Below are 15,444 nucleotides of genomic sequence, written 5' to 3' on the forward strand. Positions count from 1 at the left end.
GCCGGGAGGTTTACCGACCGTCCGCGGGCGACGACGTCAGGTCGCGGCCAGGCAGATTATTCGCCCGCAGGTGTGGTGGATCGTCTGGGCGCCTATACACAGCTAATCGGAGGCGTGCAGTGGCCGCAGGGCGTCGTAGCCCTCCCGCCGGTCGGCACCGACGCCGTGATGAACCGCGTTTTGGCGTTGGCCGGTCTACCGCTCGGCGACGGCGCCGGAAAGGTACTGGCGAACCATCGGCCGGCGACCGTCCCGCTCAACGGACAGCCCGTGGAGCTGCCCACCGACCACGACAGCCCCGAAGCCAAGAACTTCGTGGACCGCGTCACCGCCGAGTTCAACCCCACCTCCGCATGAACTGATGCCCGTGCCCCGCACTCGGTGGCACGCGAGCTCCGATCCGGTACAGCGCGAAAGCGCTCCAACGGGACAGGCGTGGCGGTCGATTCCGGCAGGCGGGTCTCGGCGACTACAGGTCAGTCGACGAGGTCCGGCGTCGGCAGTCGGCCGCCACGACCAGCTTGTGTCTCCCAATGATTCGAGCCACTCGACGATGAGGGCCAGGACGAATCCGTTTGCGATTGGCGAGCTGGTCGCGGCATTGGGAATCACAGTTCGAATGTGTTCGCGGCACAAGAGAGTTCGATCCGACGCTGCGGCATCGCATGTGCGGCCAAGGTCGGAGTCCCGCCCGTCCCAGCAAGAGCACTCGCAGCCTGGGATCGCAGACCGGGCCTACTCCCTGGGACTGCCCGAAAAATCGGCGTCGAAAGCTGTGAACTCTTTTGAACCCGCAAACTCCTGCAAATTCTCCGCGTCTGAGAACGGATGTTCTCCAGACTGGAGGTGTTGGGTCTGGCGGATGGCTGGCCGACACCACCCGCCAGGCCCAACCCCGCGACACCACGACACGTGGGAACGGCCGTTCAGGAACAAACGAGTAGGTCGGATCTACCGTGCCTGCCGTCTCCAGACCTTTTCGTGAGATCTCGTGCACCTCGGCTGCACGCCCTGGTCGAGCTCTCGCCGACATCTCAGTCCTTCGGCGCGGAGTTGATTGTGTCGCCGTACCAGCTCAGATCCGAATTCTCGGCGACCTCGAAGGCCTCGAAACGATCGTCGGCCACAACCGCGTCGATCAGAGCCCGTGAGCCGGCGACGATCGTGGAGTCGAAGTCGATCTCGCTGGCCACGACCCATGCGTGGTCGGCGGGCCAGAGCAGCTGGGGCGTCACTCCGGGGAAGTCGGTCGTCCATCCCAGACCCGCCGCATGCACCCAGCTGGGGTCGGCGAGTTCGGAGAGACTGGTGTCGAACAGCATGAAGTCGCGTCCCGGCCACCGCAGGAAAGGCCCTGTCCGGACCGCTCGTCTGACCTGTGGCGCGACAGACGCTGCCAGCTCGGCGTCGATTCGAGCTCGCTCGCGCTCGAGGTTCTGCGGATCGCCGTCGGTGGACGCGACAAACACCGTACCCGAGGATGTGTTCAGCTCGCCGAATCCATTCCACACTCCAGCCGTCACCTCTTCCGGTGCCTCGGTGGCTGCGCGAAGGTGGACTGTGAGCGCGGCCAGCAGACTCGGGTCGAACCACCCCTCGACGGTCTGGCCGACTCTCCAGCCGTCATCGAACGACATCGCCGCTTCGTCCTCATCGTCGGTGAGGTTGCGCCACTGCACCAGCGGATGCATCACTCTGCCGTTGCGCACGGCGACCTCGGCCCACGGCCACTTCACCTCCTCCACGATCTCGGGATTACCCCACTCGTCGGTGACCGTGACATCGCGGCGGGTCGCCTCGACCGGGTGCAGGATCCGCGCATAAGCCTCGAAGCCGGTACCAGCGACGCCGCCGACCCCGTGTTCGCCGACGCGCGCCAGCAGCCACCCACCACGCTCGAAATCCGTTGTGAACTCCACCCAGCCAGCCTAATGAGCCATACCTGTCGGGCAGCTCCATCTCTGGAGGCTGAGTAACACGCAAAGGGGACGCGCGTAACCGACACGGCCCGAGTCCGAATCTTACTGAGTCACGCCTTCGGGCGGTTGTGATCGTCCTCGATTGGCGGGTCGGAACGCACCGCCACGTCACCCGTTACCGTTCGGAAATCGAGAACGAAGGACTGCCCGGCGGTTGGCGGGTAAGAGTTCCATGGGGAGCCCGGTATTGGCGTAGCCGATCGAGAGGACTTGGCCTTGAGTGATCTTTCTCGCCGTGACCTGCTCAGGACGTCGACGGCCGTCGGCGTAGGAGCAGTCGTTGTTTCGGGCCTCACAGGCGCAGACACGCCGGATATCGCGGACGCAAGCGTCCCCGAAAAAAGCCCGGGATGCCCGCCCGCGACGCTGACCGGCCACATCGTCCGACCCGGTGACGTGTCGTACACGGAGGCCCGACTCGGCTGGGATCAGCTCTTTTCGCACTATCCGCTGGTCATCGTCTTCGCGCAGGACACCCAGGACGTGGTGAACGCCCTGACGTGGGCGCGGCAGCACAACGTCGCGTTGCGGGTACGCAGCGGCCGCCACGCCCTCGAGGGCTGGTCGAACGTCGACAACGGCATCGTGATCGACGTCAGCCGGCTGAAGTCGGTCCGGATCGACCCTGGCGCTCGTATCGCGACGGTCGGCGCCGGGCTGAACCAGCTGGAAGCGGTGACGACGCTCGCGAAGCAGAATTTCGCGATCACAACCGGAAGCGAGGGCAGCGTAAGCGTGTGCGGTGCGACGCTCGGCGGTGGCCTCGGGCCACTCAACCGCTGGCTCGGCATGGCCTGCGACAGCCTGATCGCGGCCGAGGTCGTCGTCGCGTCGGGTGACGACTGCGCCGAGGTGATCAACGCGGACTCGCAGCACCACTCGGACCTGCTCTGGGCGCTTCGCGGCGCGGGCAACGGCAACTTCGGGATCGTCACCCAACTCACCTACAAGGTGTATCCGCTCGAGCATCTCGCCTATGTACAGGCGACATGGGATGGACTCGGGGACCTGTACGGGGTCTTCGAGGCGTGGCAGCGTACGGTACCGTCCGCCGACAGCCGTCTGGGTTCCGAGCTCGAGGTCCACAAGTCCCAGATCCTGCTGTCCGCGTGGCTCGTGGAGGGGGCGGCGGCACAGGCCACCGAGATGCTGGCCGCGATCCTGTCGGTCGGCCGCCCCGATGTCACGGTGCAGGTCGGTAACTGGGGCGATATTTTCGCGGGAGCCCAGGTCCCGCTCCCGCGAGAGCCCGCGAACTGGAAGTTCTTCTCGCAGTTCGTCAAAGAGCCGTTCCCGAAGAAGGCGATCGACATCATCGGCGACTTCATGCGAAACGCTCCCACAGAGGACAGCAACTACTTCGTCGATGCCTTCGGTGGGGCGATCAAGTCGGAACCCCCTGGCGGCACGGCGTTCGCGCATCGTGACGCGCTTTTCTACGGTGAGATCGGCGCAGCTTGGGGGACTCGTTCAACACAACCAGGCGCCAGCGACCCGCTGACCTCGCAGGCCCAGGCCTGGACCGCCGAGTTCAGCCAGGCGCTGCGGCCCTACGCGGACGGCGCCTACGTCAACGTACCGAACGTCGGAATGCAAGAGTGGGGAACCGCCTACTGGGGCGGACAGCACTTCGAGCGGCTGCGCACGATCAAAGCGAAGTACGACCCCCACAACATTTTCCAGTACGAGCAGAGCATCCCGCCCGCATCACACTGATCGACAGTCAGTCATGACTGTTCCGCAGACCCGGACCGACCCAACCTATCTCCGCGAGCTGCCGTGACATGCCGGCCTGTCCTGAAGGTTCATCTTCGACCGGCCAAATGCTCGTCGAGTACGCGCGCGATGATCGGCAACACGTGTCGTGCGGTCAGTTCGTCATGGGTGACTCCGATATCGTGATCGACGATCTCGCCGGTCACGTAGGGCCGCCATCCACCGGGGCCCGAGTTGCCGGAAGCGTCGACGGTCGCACTGAAATACACTGCGTCCCCGTCGAATACGGGACGATGATATCCGGTTCTGATCTGTGCCACTATGTTGTACCACCGCGTCAGACGCTCGATTGTGCCCGCATCGATCGGCGAAACACCGCCCAGCTGGGTACGAATCAGATCGGCGGCATCTTCCGCGGACGCATCGGCGGGCACACCACGAATACCCAACATCGGGCCGAAAGTACTGACGAAGCCGCCGGCGGAAAGCTGCTCGATGCTGTCACCATCGATGTCCGCGGAGTCCGTGTCGAGTAGCGCGAGAAGTCCTACATGCTCACCGGCGTTCCTCAACTTCGTGGCGATCGCGTGCGCGACGAGCCCGCCGAACGACCACCCGAGCAGGTGGTATGGACCCGTCGGCTGCAGAATCCGGATCTCGTGGATGTACCGATCGACCAACTCTTCGATCGATCGCGCTAGTGCTTCGCCGCCGCCCAGGCCCGTTGCCTGTAGCCCATAGATCGGCCTGCCCGGCGACAGCACATCCGCGAATCCCGAGTAGGGCCAGGCGACTCCGGAGGACGGAGACACGCAGAACAGCGCGGGTTCGCTGCCGCCGAGCCGGATCGGCCACACGACGTCGAGCATAGGTCCGGCGTCGACTGGAGGCAGCTCATCGGCCATGCGCCCGGCGGCCGCGGCCAATGCGGCGATGGTGCGGTGCTGGAACACCTGAAACGGCGTGCGGTGGACGCCCCGCCGCTCGGCCCTGGATACCAGCTGGAGAGCGAGGATACTGTCGCCGCCGAGAACGAAGAAGGAATCGTCGGCGCCGACTTTGTCGACACCGAGCAGCTCCGCGCAGATGTCGGCGAGAATTGCTTCGGTCGGTGTCGAGGGTGGCCGGTACCCGGCCTGCCCGTCCGCGAATTCAGGTGTGGGCAAGGCGGTCCGATCGAGCTTGCCGACCGCGTTGAGCGGAATCGTATCGAGCACGACGAACACGGAAGGGACCATGTACGCGGGCAGGGCAGCGGTCGCGACCATACGCAGATGCGCGACGTCGACCGTGACATCTTCGGCAGGCAGCACATACGACACCAGTACGGTTGCCCCTGTCGGCCCGGCGCGGCCTATCGTCACCGCATACTCGATCTGTTCATCGCGGCACAGCACGGAATCGATCTCGCCGAGTTCGATCCGCAGGCCGTGGATCTTCACCTGAAAGTCGTTGCGGCCCAGAAACTCCAGCTCGTATGTATGGTCGGCCCCGATGACCCATCGCACCATGTCGCCGGTGCGGTACATCCGCTCCCCCGGCTGGCCGTAGGGATCGGCGACGAAGTGTGTCGCGGTCGCCTCGAAACGGCCGAAATAGCCGCGGGCGAGCGCGGGACCGGCCAGGTACAGTTCACCGGCGACGCCGACCGGCACCGGACGCAACCAGGTGTCGAGCACCATGGTCGCGGCGCCACGGATCGGCCCGCCGATGGTGATCGGTGCTGCCGCGGCGAGATCGCGGTGACAGGTCGCCCAAGTGCTGAACTCTGTCGGACCGTACAGGTTCACCATCCGACGCTCGGTCGACCACCGCTCGATCAGTTCAGCCCTCGCGGGCTCGCCCCCCACAGCAAGCACCCGCAGCTGATCGAGTCCGCCAGGATCCATCGTGGCCAGTACCGACGGCGTGATCGACGCATGGGTGACCCGTTCGGCGCGCAGCAGTCGATCCAGCTCTCCGCCCGCACATACGTCAGGCGGCGCGATCACGAGTTCGCCGCCCGCGCCATGTGCTGTCAGCAGTTCGAAGATCGACGCGTCGAAGCTCGGTGACGCCACATGCAGCACGCCGACCGCCGGATCCAAGTCCAGTGACTCGGTCAAGTCGGCCACCAGATTCGCAAGCCCGCGATGACTGACCAGCACAGCCTTGGGTTCGCCGGTGGAGCCCGAGGTGTAGATCAGGTACGCCGCGTGGTCGATGCGGATGGGACTCCCGCGCTCCGCGTCGGTGATCGGTGCTGCGGAGACCTTCTCGACCCGGCGGCGCGTAACGAGGTCATCGAGCAGCAGCCAGTCGATGGTTCCCGGTAGCGTCTCGCGGGTCACCGTCACGCCGATCTCCGCCTTCGAGTCGGCCAGGATGTGCTCGATCCGCTCGATCGGATAGCAAGGATCGAGCGACACGAACGCCGCGCCGGTCTTGGCGACTGCCCACACCGCCACCACCGATTCCAGCGATCGACCGAGAGCAAGCACGACGCACATTTCCGGCCGCACGCCTCGGCGCAGTAGGACGCGGGCAAGACGATTCGACCAGGCGTCGAGCTCGCCATAGGACATCGTTATCTCGCCCGCGCGAACAGCGATGGCACTGTGGTCGATCCGTGCTCCGGCACAGAGAATTTCGGGCAGTGTTCGCGGCGGCATCGACGCCGGTCCACGCACCGACAGCAGCGTGGCGCGCTCCGCGTCGTCGCAGCACTGTAGCTCGGACACCAGCGCCTGTGGGTTGCCTACGAGTTGAGTCAGGAACCGGACCAAGCGATCCAACAGTAGGCGCGCTGTCTCCGGCACGAACTGGTCGGCGTGGTACTTCACGCTGATGCGCAGCATGGCCTGCCCGTCGCTGCCGGGCAGCGGAACCACCATGAGATTCAACGGATACGGCGTGGCATCGGTGCCCTCGATGTCGACTACCCGCATGCCCGCGATGTCCGGCAGCGCCGACAACGCGCCTCGGTCGAGCGGATACGACTCGAAAACGGTGAGCGTATCGAATAATTCGGCCAAGCCCACCGTCTTGTGAATCGCAGCGAGCCCGACGTGCTGATGATCCATCAGCCGTGCCTGTTCACTCTGCATGCGAGCCAGTAGGTCGGCGACCCGCTCCGCGGGATCGAACCGTACACGCACCGGCAACGTATTGATGAAAAGACCGACCGATTCTTCGACACCGGCCAGCTCGGGTGGCCTGCCCGACACCGTCGCGCCGAATACCACGTCGGATCGGCCCGTCAGCACGGCCAGCAGCATCGCCCAACCCGCCTGCACTAACGTGTTCGCCGTGGTGCCCGAATCGCGCGCGGCCATTTGCAGACGTGCGACGATGTCCTGGGACAGGTCGGCGGACACCGTCCCGGTCCCTGTCGCCTCCGTGCCGGTCGATGTCGAGACCGCCCGTGTCGGGATGTCGATACCTGCCAAGTACTGTGCCCACGCGGCGGTCGAGGCAGCATGATCCTGCTGGCGCAGCCAGGAGAGGAATTCGCGGTAAGAGTGCGCGGGCGGCAGCGCGGAGGTGTCGCCCGCAGTGGCATAGAGCGTGAGTAATTCCCGCACCAGCAGCGCAGTCGACCAGCCGTCCAGCACAAGGTGATGGTTGGTCAGCACGAACCGGTACTGCGTGGGAGCGGTACGCACGAGCGTGCAGCGCACGAGCGGCGGGCGGGTCAATTCGAACCGGCTGCCCGCGTCCAGGGCGATCACCCGGTCGAGTTCTCGCTGTCGTTGCTCGGCTTCGGCGATTCCGGTCAGGTCGATCTCCCGCCAGCAGATGTCGGCGTCGGTGACGACGAGTTGGCGGGGCCCTTCATCGGTCTCTACGAACGCGACCCGCAGGATGTCGTGCCGTGCCACCAGCGTCTGCGCGGCGGAGCGTAGTCGCGCGGTGTCGACGGTACCCGTCAGCGTGAGTAGCGACTGCACCGTATAGACGTCGGCGCCTTCGGGATCGTACAGCGCATGGAAGAGCAGGCCATGCTGCAATGGTGACAGCGGCCAGACATCGGTGAGAGTCGGATAGGTGCGTTCCCAGGCGTCGATCTGTGCCTGCGTCACCGCGACGAGGTCGAAGTCGCAAGGAGTGTTTCCTCCGGCTCCTGGGCTGCCGCTGTGATCGGCCAGTGCCCGCAGCGCGGCTGCCCAGAGATCGGCGAACTCTTCGACGTCTACGGCCTCGAGCAGCCGGGCTGCGTATGCCCACGTCACTTCCAGCCCGTCGTCGGTCAGTGCGGCATTGATATCGACGACCGCGGCCAGCGGCGCTCGCTCGTCCCGCGTTGCCGCGAAGCGTTGCGGCAACCAGGCCCCGGCCTCGCTGTCGGTCGGCACCCGGCCCAGATAGTTGAAGCTGATCTGCGGGGTCGGCGCGTCCACGAGCGCATTCTTGGTGTCGGCGTTCAGATACCGGAGCATGCCGAAGCCGACACCCTTGTCGGGCACCGCGCGTAACTGTTGCTTCGTGGTCTTGATCGCGGCGCCCGCCGCGGGGCCACCGGTGAAAGCGTCTGCGAGGTCGATGCCGGTCAGATCGATGGCGATCGGATGGACCGTGGTGAACCAGCCCACGGTGCGCGCGACATCGGCGCCGGGCAGGACGGCCTCCGTGCGTCCGTGGCCCTCCATGCTGAGAAGCAATGACCTTCGATCACGCCAGCGGCATGCTGCCATCGCGAGCGCGGTCAGCAGCACATCGTCGGCACCGCAGTGGAAAAGGTCCGGCACCGTGGTGAGTACCGAGTTCGCGACATCCGGAACGACGATGGTCCGGAAAGTCCCCGCGGTGGCGGCGATGTCGAGGGCCGGGTCCCAAGCGCTCGTGCCGATCGGCGGATCGGGCGTCGCCAAAATGTTTTGCCAGACCGGCAGTTCGGCGCTGCGGCCTGCCGCATGGTCGACTTGTCCGTGCGCCCAACGCCGAAACGAGGTGCCGACCGGAGCCAGGGCGAGGCCCATGGCCGCGGTCGCCAGATCCGGCAGCAGGGTGCGCCACGACACCGCGTCGATCACCAGGTGATGCAGCACGATCCAGCACAAGGAAGGAGCATCCGCTCGTTCGATCAGCACGAAGCGTGCGACGACTCCGGCCTCCGGATCGAGCAGGTCCGCGGCAGCTTGCAATTCGTCATCGAACGTCGGATCGCCATTGCGATTGGCGCTCACGATGTCCACCAAGGTGCCTGCCTCGACCGCACCGGCTGGTGCGACAACCCATTCCCAGCCGTGATCGGTGTTTCGCATCGAGGAGCGCAGTAGGTCGTGATGGTCGAGAAGCACTTGCACGGCCTCGACCAATCGTGTGTGGTCCACGTCGGCCGGTAGACCGACCAAAACCGCCTGGCCGAGCCTGCGCCAGGTCTGTCCTTGGTCCAGCATCGCCTGCACGATCGGTGTGAGTTCGACGGCGCCGACGCCACCGCCGGGCAGCTCGCGTGCCACCGGAGTGCGCGCCTCGGTGGCCACCGCTGCGAGAGCGGCAACGGTCTTGCGCTCGAATACATCTCGTGCGCTGAGGCCGATCCCGGCGGACTTCGCCTTCGAGACCAGTTGAATGGCCGAGATGCTGTCGCCACCGAGTGCGAAGAAGCTCGCGCCGACGCCCACCGAATCCAGCCCGAGAACCTCGGCGAACAGCGCGGCCAGCGCCTGCTCCCGTGGGGTCGAAGGTGGTCTGCCCACAGGCGCGTCCGAGCCGAACTCTGGTTCTGGCAGTGCCGTGCGATCTACCTTGCCCAGCGGTGTCAGCGGAATACTGTCCAGTATTACCACCGCGGCGGGCACCATATAGGCCGGAAGCGCCTTGTCCGCAGCCGCTTTCAACGCGTCCACAGAGACTTCGGCACCCGGTTCGGGCAGCACGTACGACACCAGCGCGGTGGAACCCGAGTCGGTCTCCTTGCCGAGGGTGACCACGAAGTCGACGCCGGGGTGCTGTCGCAGAACGGCATCGATTTCGCCGAGCTCGATACGGAAGCCGCGCACCTTCACCTGGAAGTCGCTGCGACCCTGATGATCCAGCTCCAATCTCCCGGAACTCTCGGTCCAGCGAGCCAAGTCTCCGGTGCGGTACATCCGCTCTCCGCACGCGTAAGGGTTCGCTACGAATCGGCAGGCAGTGAGGCCTCTACGCTGATGATAGCCGCGCGCCACACCCGCCCCGGCGAGATAGAGCTCCCCGATCGTCCCGGGAGCCACCGGCCGCAACCAGGAATCGAGCACGACCGCCGAGAAACCGCGAGCCGGACTTCCGATCGTGACCGGCCCAGCGGGTCTCAACGCGTCGCTCAAGGTCGCCGTGACCGTGGTCTCGGTGGGCCCGTACCCATTGAGTACAGAACGACCGGACCACCTGGCCACCAACTCGCCTGGACAGCTCTCACCACCGACAACGACAGTGCGCACGCTGGGTAATGTCGCCGGGTCGAGGGATCCCACGACCGCCGGTGTGGCGTCCAGGTGGGACACACCTTCCGCGCGCAGAACCGCCGCCATCTCTTCACCGCCGTACGCCGATGGCGGAACAACGACGAGCGTCGCACCGGCGGCGAAGCTGACCAGGATCTCTTCGACCGAAATATCGAAGCTCGGCGAAACAACATGTGCCATTACGGAATCCGCGGCGACGCCGAAACCCTGCGCGGAGTTTGCGACCAGATTCGCCAAGCCACGGTGTGTGACCAGGACGCCTTTGGGCAGTCCGGTCGACCCTGAGGTGTAGATCATGTAGGCGACCTGATCCAACAGCACCGCAGCGTGCCGCACCGTATCGTCGACCGCGGCCGCACTCTGCTCCGCGATGTCCCGGCCGGTCTCGTCCTCGTCGATGATCAGCCAGTTCACCCGATTCGGAAGCAGACTTCGCGCGGTCGTTACGGTGAGGCCGATGCCGACGCCGCTGTCGTCGACCATATGCTCGATCCGGTCCGAAGGGTAGGTCGGGTCGATCGGCACGAATGCGGCGCCTGTCTTGGCCACGGCGAGCATCGCGAGCACGGAATCGATCGAGCGCGGAATCGAGATCGCCACACCGCGTTCCGGCCCGACACCGGCGGCGATCAGGATGCGTGCCAGCCGGTTGGTGTATTCGTCCACTTGGCGGTAGGTCAGCCGAGCTGACCCGCTATGGACAGCGATCGCTCCGGGGTCGATTCCCGCACCCGCGGCGAGAATTTCGGGCAACGTGCGCGGCGCGACGCTCGTCGGTCCGCGTGCCGGTGCGAGCTCGGCGAGCTCGTTATCAGGTACGACGGGAATCGTGGACAGTGCCGCGTCCGGTCCAGCGGTGAGGAACCTGCGCAGGAACCGCAGAAATCGGCTGTGGTGAGCGATCAATTCGGTATCGCTGTACAGGTTAGCGTTGCCCTGGAAGTCGATGTGGGTGCTCTCGCCCCCAACGCCCGGATACAGATTGACGTAGAGGTCGTCGATCAGCCCGGCCGTCAGCACATGCGCTCGTCCGGTCACCGCACCGAGTTGAACCCTGGTGTCCACCATCATCAAATTCACCGACGGACCGAAGGTCGCTACCTCGTCCATCGGCCAACCGAGGTCGCGGAAGATGTCCTCTTGGCGGTAGCGCTGCCGCCGCAGCGCGCCGGTCAGCTCAGCCTGTGCTGCCCGGATCAGTTCACCGACGGTCGTGGTCGGCCGCAAGCTCAGTCGCACCGGGACGACGTTGGCGATCATGCCGCCGGAGCGCCGCATCGTCGCCGTCGTGCGCGCAGAGACCGGCAGGCTCAAGACCACCTCTGGAGCACTGGTGATCGCAGCCAGATAGGCGCCGAAGGCTGCGACCACCGTAGGCGCCACACCGGACGACGCCGCCTTCGCGACCATCTCCAGCAACGCAGCCGTTTCCTGCGTCAGCGCCGCCTCCACACGTCTGGGATGCGCGTCCACTTCGGCGGTACGGCCCGCCAGACTCACCGGGTCGGCGATCCCGTCCAGGTGCCGAAGCCAATACTCCCGGTCGGCCGCGAAACGGTCGGAGCTGCGGTACGCCTGATCGGCATCGACGATCTTCCTCAGGTCCTCGGCCTGTGCGGCAGGGGGCGGCCTCCCCTCGATCGCCGCGGTGTAGAGCTCGCCGGTGCGTCGCGCCATGGCCGAGACCCCCATGCCGTCCAGCGCGATGTGGTGCATCCGCCAGTAGCAGAACCAGCGGTCGTCGGCGATCCGCAGCATGACGACACAGGCCAGCCGATCGTTCATCAGATCGAGGGGCGCCGAGTATTCGTGGCGCATCCAGGCATGAGCCGCGCCCGCGGGATCGCGCTCACCTCGGAAGTCGACAACGCGTGCACGATCGTCGAGCGTGGTGTCGACGCACTGGAACGGATAACCGTCGCTTTCTATCAGGCGCAGATACCCGGTGCCGAACTCGCGCCCGGCTCGGCGCGCTGCCGGGGCGAGCAGGTCGAGGTCGATCGATCCCGCCAGGTCGACGTACTGGGCAATAGAGATCGGGACATCGCCTGCGACGTGCTGGGCGAACCAAATTCCGCGTTGGGCCGCCGAAAGCGGGAAAACTCCGTCGGACAGCCTATTCCCGGTAGCGATCGGTCTAGCGGAAGACTGTTGCATGACAAGACCTTTATTCTGACCGGTGTAGCCACTCGGGCCATTCCTCACGATCAAGCACTACAGATGTCGTATTCCTTTCTCTCAGTCTGAGCCAGGCTCAGGACGGCGTCCGCGCCGACACAGGTTCCGTCGACGCATCGGCCGCAGTCCGGGATGTAAGACGGCAGACGTCGACCGCTCGATTCGGAAGGCCATAGACGCCGCGACTTGCTGGATACCGCCGGATCGGCGGCAAATGTGAACAGCCCGCCGACTTCACGGTGCACTGGCGGACCACTGATGATCGACTCGTTACCCACGATGAAGCTCAACTCGAGCGAGTTGGCATCTGCCCCTGCCAGCCGGACCAGCGCGGTGGCATCGACCGCCGCGACTGGCTTCGCGAGCGGCGGCATGCAGAGATTGTCGGCGAGCGACGCGGTCGGTGCGTGCATGTCGTATCCCAAGGCCACAGCCAGGAGGTCTGTTGTGCACCCCGACCATGGCCTCCAGCAGGGACTTCAACGATAACTCCGAAGCGAGGGCCAGTGCAGGCTTTCGGTCGGCGGAACTCACCACTTTCTCGACCTGCCTCGACGCCTGCACGGCGGTTCCGCGCCATCACCTGCTCAGTTGCCGATGACCGACGACCAAGTCCACGCGGTCACCTGGACCGCCGTGACCACCTTGCAGCGGGTCGGCGCGAGCTCAACCGGCACAGAACTCATCGGCGCGGACCTGCGCCACGCCGACCTGACCGCCGCCGACCTCAGCGACGCAGTCCTGATCGGTGTGGTGTACCACGACGCCGCGCTGGCCGGGACGGATACACGCCCCCGCTCCGGTGATGAAAATCCCGGCCAGGCCAGCCACCATTCTTCAGGCCCCGGCCCCCCGGGACCATGCATGCCGGCGCGCCAGCGATCAAATCGCATTGGGTTTCTACCGTCGCCGCCTCGGCGGTAGCTGACGCGTCTTACGCGACCGGCGCGACAAGGTGACTGCTACGGCCCATTGGCACGGAGATGATGTTAGCTGGAAAGTTGCCATGCGATTACGTTGGCGGTCGAGCACTGTCCCGTAGGGGACAATCGCAACGTGGGTATGTGCGTGCCTAGGAGCAGGTGATGAACGCCGATACCGGACCGATGCCCGAGTCGGAGGATGCTGCACACCCGCCGCGTGAAGGAGATCCGGGCTCGGCGGCATCGGATCGACAGCCTGACGCCGAGCCGACGCGCCAGGGCGCACTCGAGGTCGCTGGCCGGAGTGGCCGATACACGCTGTTCGCGGCACTTGTTGCGGCTGTCATCTCGAGTGTTGTCGCTGCGGGTTCGGCGGTCTACGTCAACATCGCTCAGTCTGATAGGACCGTCCGTATCGAGACGGATAAAGCTGTGCGCTCCGATCGTCAGAAGGTCTATGTCGACTGTGCTACAACGTTATTCGCGCTTTTCGAACAGCTTGGCAGGATACAAGGAAAATTGATTGCGCGCACAAGTCGGGAAGAGGTCAAACCTGAGTTACCCGAATACTCTCGCGTGGGCATTCGTGTTCTGGGTCAGCTGGAATTGGCGATGATGGTAGGGAGCCCCGCGATGGCGGATGTCGCGGGTCGACTCGCCGAGCGTTATATCCGATTCAATCAGGACGAATGGGTCACTTTTGCGCGGAAATATTTGAGCTTTGGCGCGCCGAACGAGTCGGATATTGCGGAGTGGGAGCATGATTCGGCTGCAATGGTCAAAACTATCAACGATTTCGTCGCCGACTTGGATCACATAAATGTGGAATTCATCAAGGCCGGGCGCGATGACCTATCCGCAAACCGCTGAGCATCAAGTGACGCGCTCACGGAGATGTGTCAACCTGGCTTTCGGGCCGAACTCGTAGCCGAGCGCGAGGGCTTCGTCGTAGAGGCTCCGGTAGTCCTCACCGGCGAGCTGCTGCCGCGGTTGACCCATTTGGCGAGGTCACCGAAGATCTGGCTCTTTCCGTCGAAGGACGCAGCCGCCTCAGGGCACCCCGGGGTACGGGCGTACGTCACCACAGGCTCGGGATGGGGTGGGAAGTGGCTCAGCCTCGTCCGAGGGCGCGGTCGAGCAGCTGCGGGTCGTGGGCGTTGACCAGCAGCAGATCAGGTTCGGCGGCGGCCCGCAGCTCGCGCAGGCGCGCGTGGTTGGCCTCGACCTTCTGCCAGTCGTAGGCGATCACGCGTTCCATCGCGGTGATCGCGCGCGGCGTCGATCCGTTGCCGTCGAGCTGGCCGCATCGACCGCCACGGCTGCATGCTCGCGGCTGTGGCCGGGCAGGTCGATCAGCACGATCCAGTAAACCCACAACGTGGGAAATATGCCAGAGTGGAAGCCATGAACCCCGCACCCGCGACGCCACCGACCTCGACCCGCCAGGCCTCGGCCCGTCGCGGGCGTCCACCGAAGGCGCAGGGCCGGCTCTCCCGTGCGGCGATCCGAGAGGCAGCTCTGGCGGTGATCGACGCCGAAGGTGTCGGTGCGGTGAGCATGCGGTCGGTCAGCCGCTCGCTGGGTGTAGATGCCAAGAGCCTTTACCACTACGTGCGGGACAAGGACGACCTGCTCGACGCGGTCGCCGAATACCTGCTCGAGCAACTGCGTCCACCGGAGCAGACCGGCTCGCTGGAAGATGACCTCCGAGCATGGGCGCATGAGTTCCGCAGGATCACCCTCGCCCACCCCCAAGCCGCCACTCTGGTCCTGACCCGCCAGCTCTCATCGGCCGCCGGCCTGGCTCCGGTCGAGGCCGCTCTCGCGGTACTGCGCCGCACCGGCTGCAGCCCCGAGGACGCCGTTCACTTGATGCGCGCCTTGCTGGCCACCTTGATCGGAACCTTGCTGCGCGAAGCCTCCGCCGGGCCCACCTACGGCACCGCGGACCCCGGCGAAATCGCCGAACGGCAGAGCACCCTCGAGTCATCCGGACTGCCCCAGGTCCGCCTTGCCGCTGCCCACCTCGCCCGCTTCGACCGCGGCCGCGAGTTCGACTTCACGGTGGACCTGATCGTGAGTCTGGTCAGCGCACGCGTCGGTGGCGTCGGCGCGTCGGCAAACAGCCAGAACAACTCCGAATGGTCCGCATAGTTGGCAAGAGTCCACGCCTTGTCGATGAACGGGGCCGGAACACTCCCTGTCCGTCATGTCGATCGG

The 15,444-nt window shown here is 65.4% G+C and carries 10 protein-coding genes; 5 read left to right on the forward strand and 5 right to left on the reverse strand.

Annotation, left to right across the window (positions count from 1 at the left end):
- Nucleotides 1–114 precede the first annotated feature (114 nt).
- Nucleotides 115–357 carry a hypothetical protein gene (locus ABZW96_RS25355; protein WP_355078114.1) on the forward strand — a complete coding sequence of 81 codons (243 nt, stop codon included), beginning with the start codon at nt 115–117 and terminating at the stop codon, nt 355–357.
- A gap of 677 nt (nt 358–1,034) precedes the next feature.
- Here ABZW96_RS25355 and ABZW96_RS25360 read toward each other — a convergent pair.
- Nucleotides 1,035–1,919, reverse strand: a complete 885-nt coding sequence (locus ABZW96_RS25360; protein WP_355078115.1) for a hypothetical protein — start codon at nt 1,917–1,919, stop codon at nt 1,035–1,037.
- 456 nt (nt 1,920–2,375) lie between these two features.
- On the opposite strand from ABZW96_RS25360, the gene ABZW96_RS25365 reads away from it, so the two are divergent.
- A complete protein-coding gene (locus ABZW96_RS25365) occupies nt 2,376–3,695 on the forward strand; it encodes an FAD-binding oxidoreductase (protein ID WP_355078116.1) in 1,320 nt (439 codons plus the stop codon).
- Between the two features lie 89 nt (nt 3,696–3,784).
- Here the strand turns inward: ABZW96_RS25365 and ABZW96_RS25370 are convergent, their stop codons facing one another.
- Both ABZW96_RS25370 and ABZW96_RS25375 read right to left on the reverse strand, forming a co-directional pair.
- Nucleotides 3,785–12,280 (reverse strand): amino acid adenylation domain-containing protein, encoded by an 8,496-nt coding sequence (locus ABZW96_RS25370; RefSeq protein ID WP_355078117.1) that lies wholly within the window; start codon nt 12,278–12,280, stop codon nt 3,785–3,787.
- Between the two features lie 50 nt (nt 12,281–12,330).
- On the reverse strand, nt 12,331–12,714 hold the full coding sequence (locus ABZW96_RS25375; RefSeq protein WP_355078118.1) for a hypothetical protein: 384 nt from the start codon (nt 12,712–12,714) through the stop codon (nt 12,331–12,333).
- A gap of 184 nt (nt 12,715–12,898) precedes the next feature.
- Here ABZW96_RS25375 and ABZW96_RS25380 point away from each other — a divergent pair, with 184 nt between their 5' ends.
- Together ABZW96_RS25380 and ABZW96_RS25385 are read left to right on the forward strand one after the other, a co-directional pair.
- Nucleotides 12,899–13,225: a pentapeptide repeat-containing protein gene (locus tag ABZW96_RS25380; RefSeq protein ID WP_355078119.1), complete on the forward strand. Its 327-nt coding sequence runs from the start codon at nt 12,899–12,901 to the stop codon at nt 13,223–13,225.
- 161 nt (nt 13,226–13,386) lie between these two features.
- Nucleotides 13,387–14,094, forward strand: a complete 708-nt coding sequence (locus ABZW96_RS25385) for a hypothetical protein (RefSeq protein ID WP_355078120.1) — start codon at nt 13,387–13,389, stop codon at nt 14,092–14,094.
- A gap of 3 nt (nt 14,095–14,097) precedes the next feature.
- Here the strand turns inward: ABZW96_RS25385 and ABZW96_RS25390 are convergent, their stop codons facing one another.
- Together ABZW96_RS25390 and ABZW96_RS25395 are read right to left on the reverse strand one after the other, a co-directional pair.
- Complete coding sequence (locus ABZW96_RS25390) at nt 14,098–14,223, reverse strand: hypothetical protein (RefSeq protein WP_355078121.1); 126 nt, start codon at nt 14,221–14,223, stop codon at nt 14,098–14,100.
- 112 nt (nt 14,224–14,335) lie between these two features.
- Nucleotides 14,336–14,482 carry a hypothetical protein gene (locus ABZW96_RS25395; protein WP_355078122.1) on the reverse strand — a complete coding sequence of 49 codons (147 nt, stop codon included), beginning with the start codon at nt 14,480–14,482 and terminating at the stop codon, nt 14,336–14,338.
- A 146-nt stretch (nt 14,483–14,628) separates the two neighbouring features.
- Between ABZW96_RS25395 and ABZW96_RS25400 the strand changes: the two genes are divergently transcribed.
- Nucleotides 14,629–15,378, forward strand: coding sequence for a TetR/AcrR family transcriptional regulator C-terminal domain-containing protein (locus ABZW96_RS25400; protein ID WP_355078123.1), 750 nt, complete (start codon nt 14,629–14,631; stop codon nt 15,376–15,378).
- Nucleotides 15,379–15,444 lie beyond the last annotated feature (66 nt).

Source organism: Nocardia sp. NPDC004168, from assembly GCF_040610355.1.
In the GTDB taxonomy this organism is placed as follows: Bacteria; Actinomycetota; Actinomycetes; order Mycobacteriales; family Mycobacteriaceae; genus Nocardia; species Nocardia sichangensis.

What these genes read in the sequence shown, in the direction of transcription:
- ABZW96_RS25370 (WP_355078117.1), bottom strand. Translation starts at nt 12,280, where the DNA reads ATGCAACAGTCTTCCGCTAGACCGATCGCTACCGGGAATAGGCTGTCC.
- ABZW96_RS25375 (WP_355078118.1), bottom strand. Translation starts at nt 12,714, where the DNA reads ATGCACGCACCGACCGCGTCGCTCGCCGACAATCTCTGCATGCCGCCG.
- ABZW96_RS25380 (WP_355078119.1), top strand. Translation starts at nt 12,899, where the DNA reads ATGACCGACGACCAAGTCCACGCGGTCACCTGGACCGCCGTGACCACC.
- ABZW96_RS25385 (WP_355078120.1), top strand. Translation starts at nt 13,387, where the DNA reads ATGAACGCCGATACCGGACCGATGCCCGAGTCGGAGGATGCTGCACAC.
- ABZW96_RS25390 (WP_355078121.1), bottom strand. Translation starts at nt 14,223, where the DNA reads ATGGGTCAACCGCGGCAGCAGCTCGCCGGTGAGGACTACCGGAGCCTC.
- ABZW96_RS25395 (WP_355078122.1), bottom strand. Translation starts at nt 14,482, where the DNA reads ATGGAACGCGTGATCGCCTACGACTGGCAGAAGGTCGAGGCCAACCAC.
- ABZW96_RS25400 (WP_355078123.1), top strand. Translation starts at nt 14,629, where the DNA reads ATGAACCCCGCACCCGCGACGCCACCGACCTCGACCCGCCAGGCCTCG.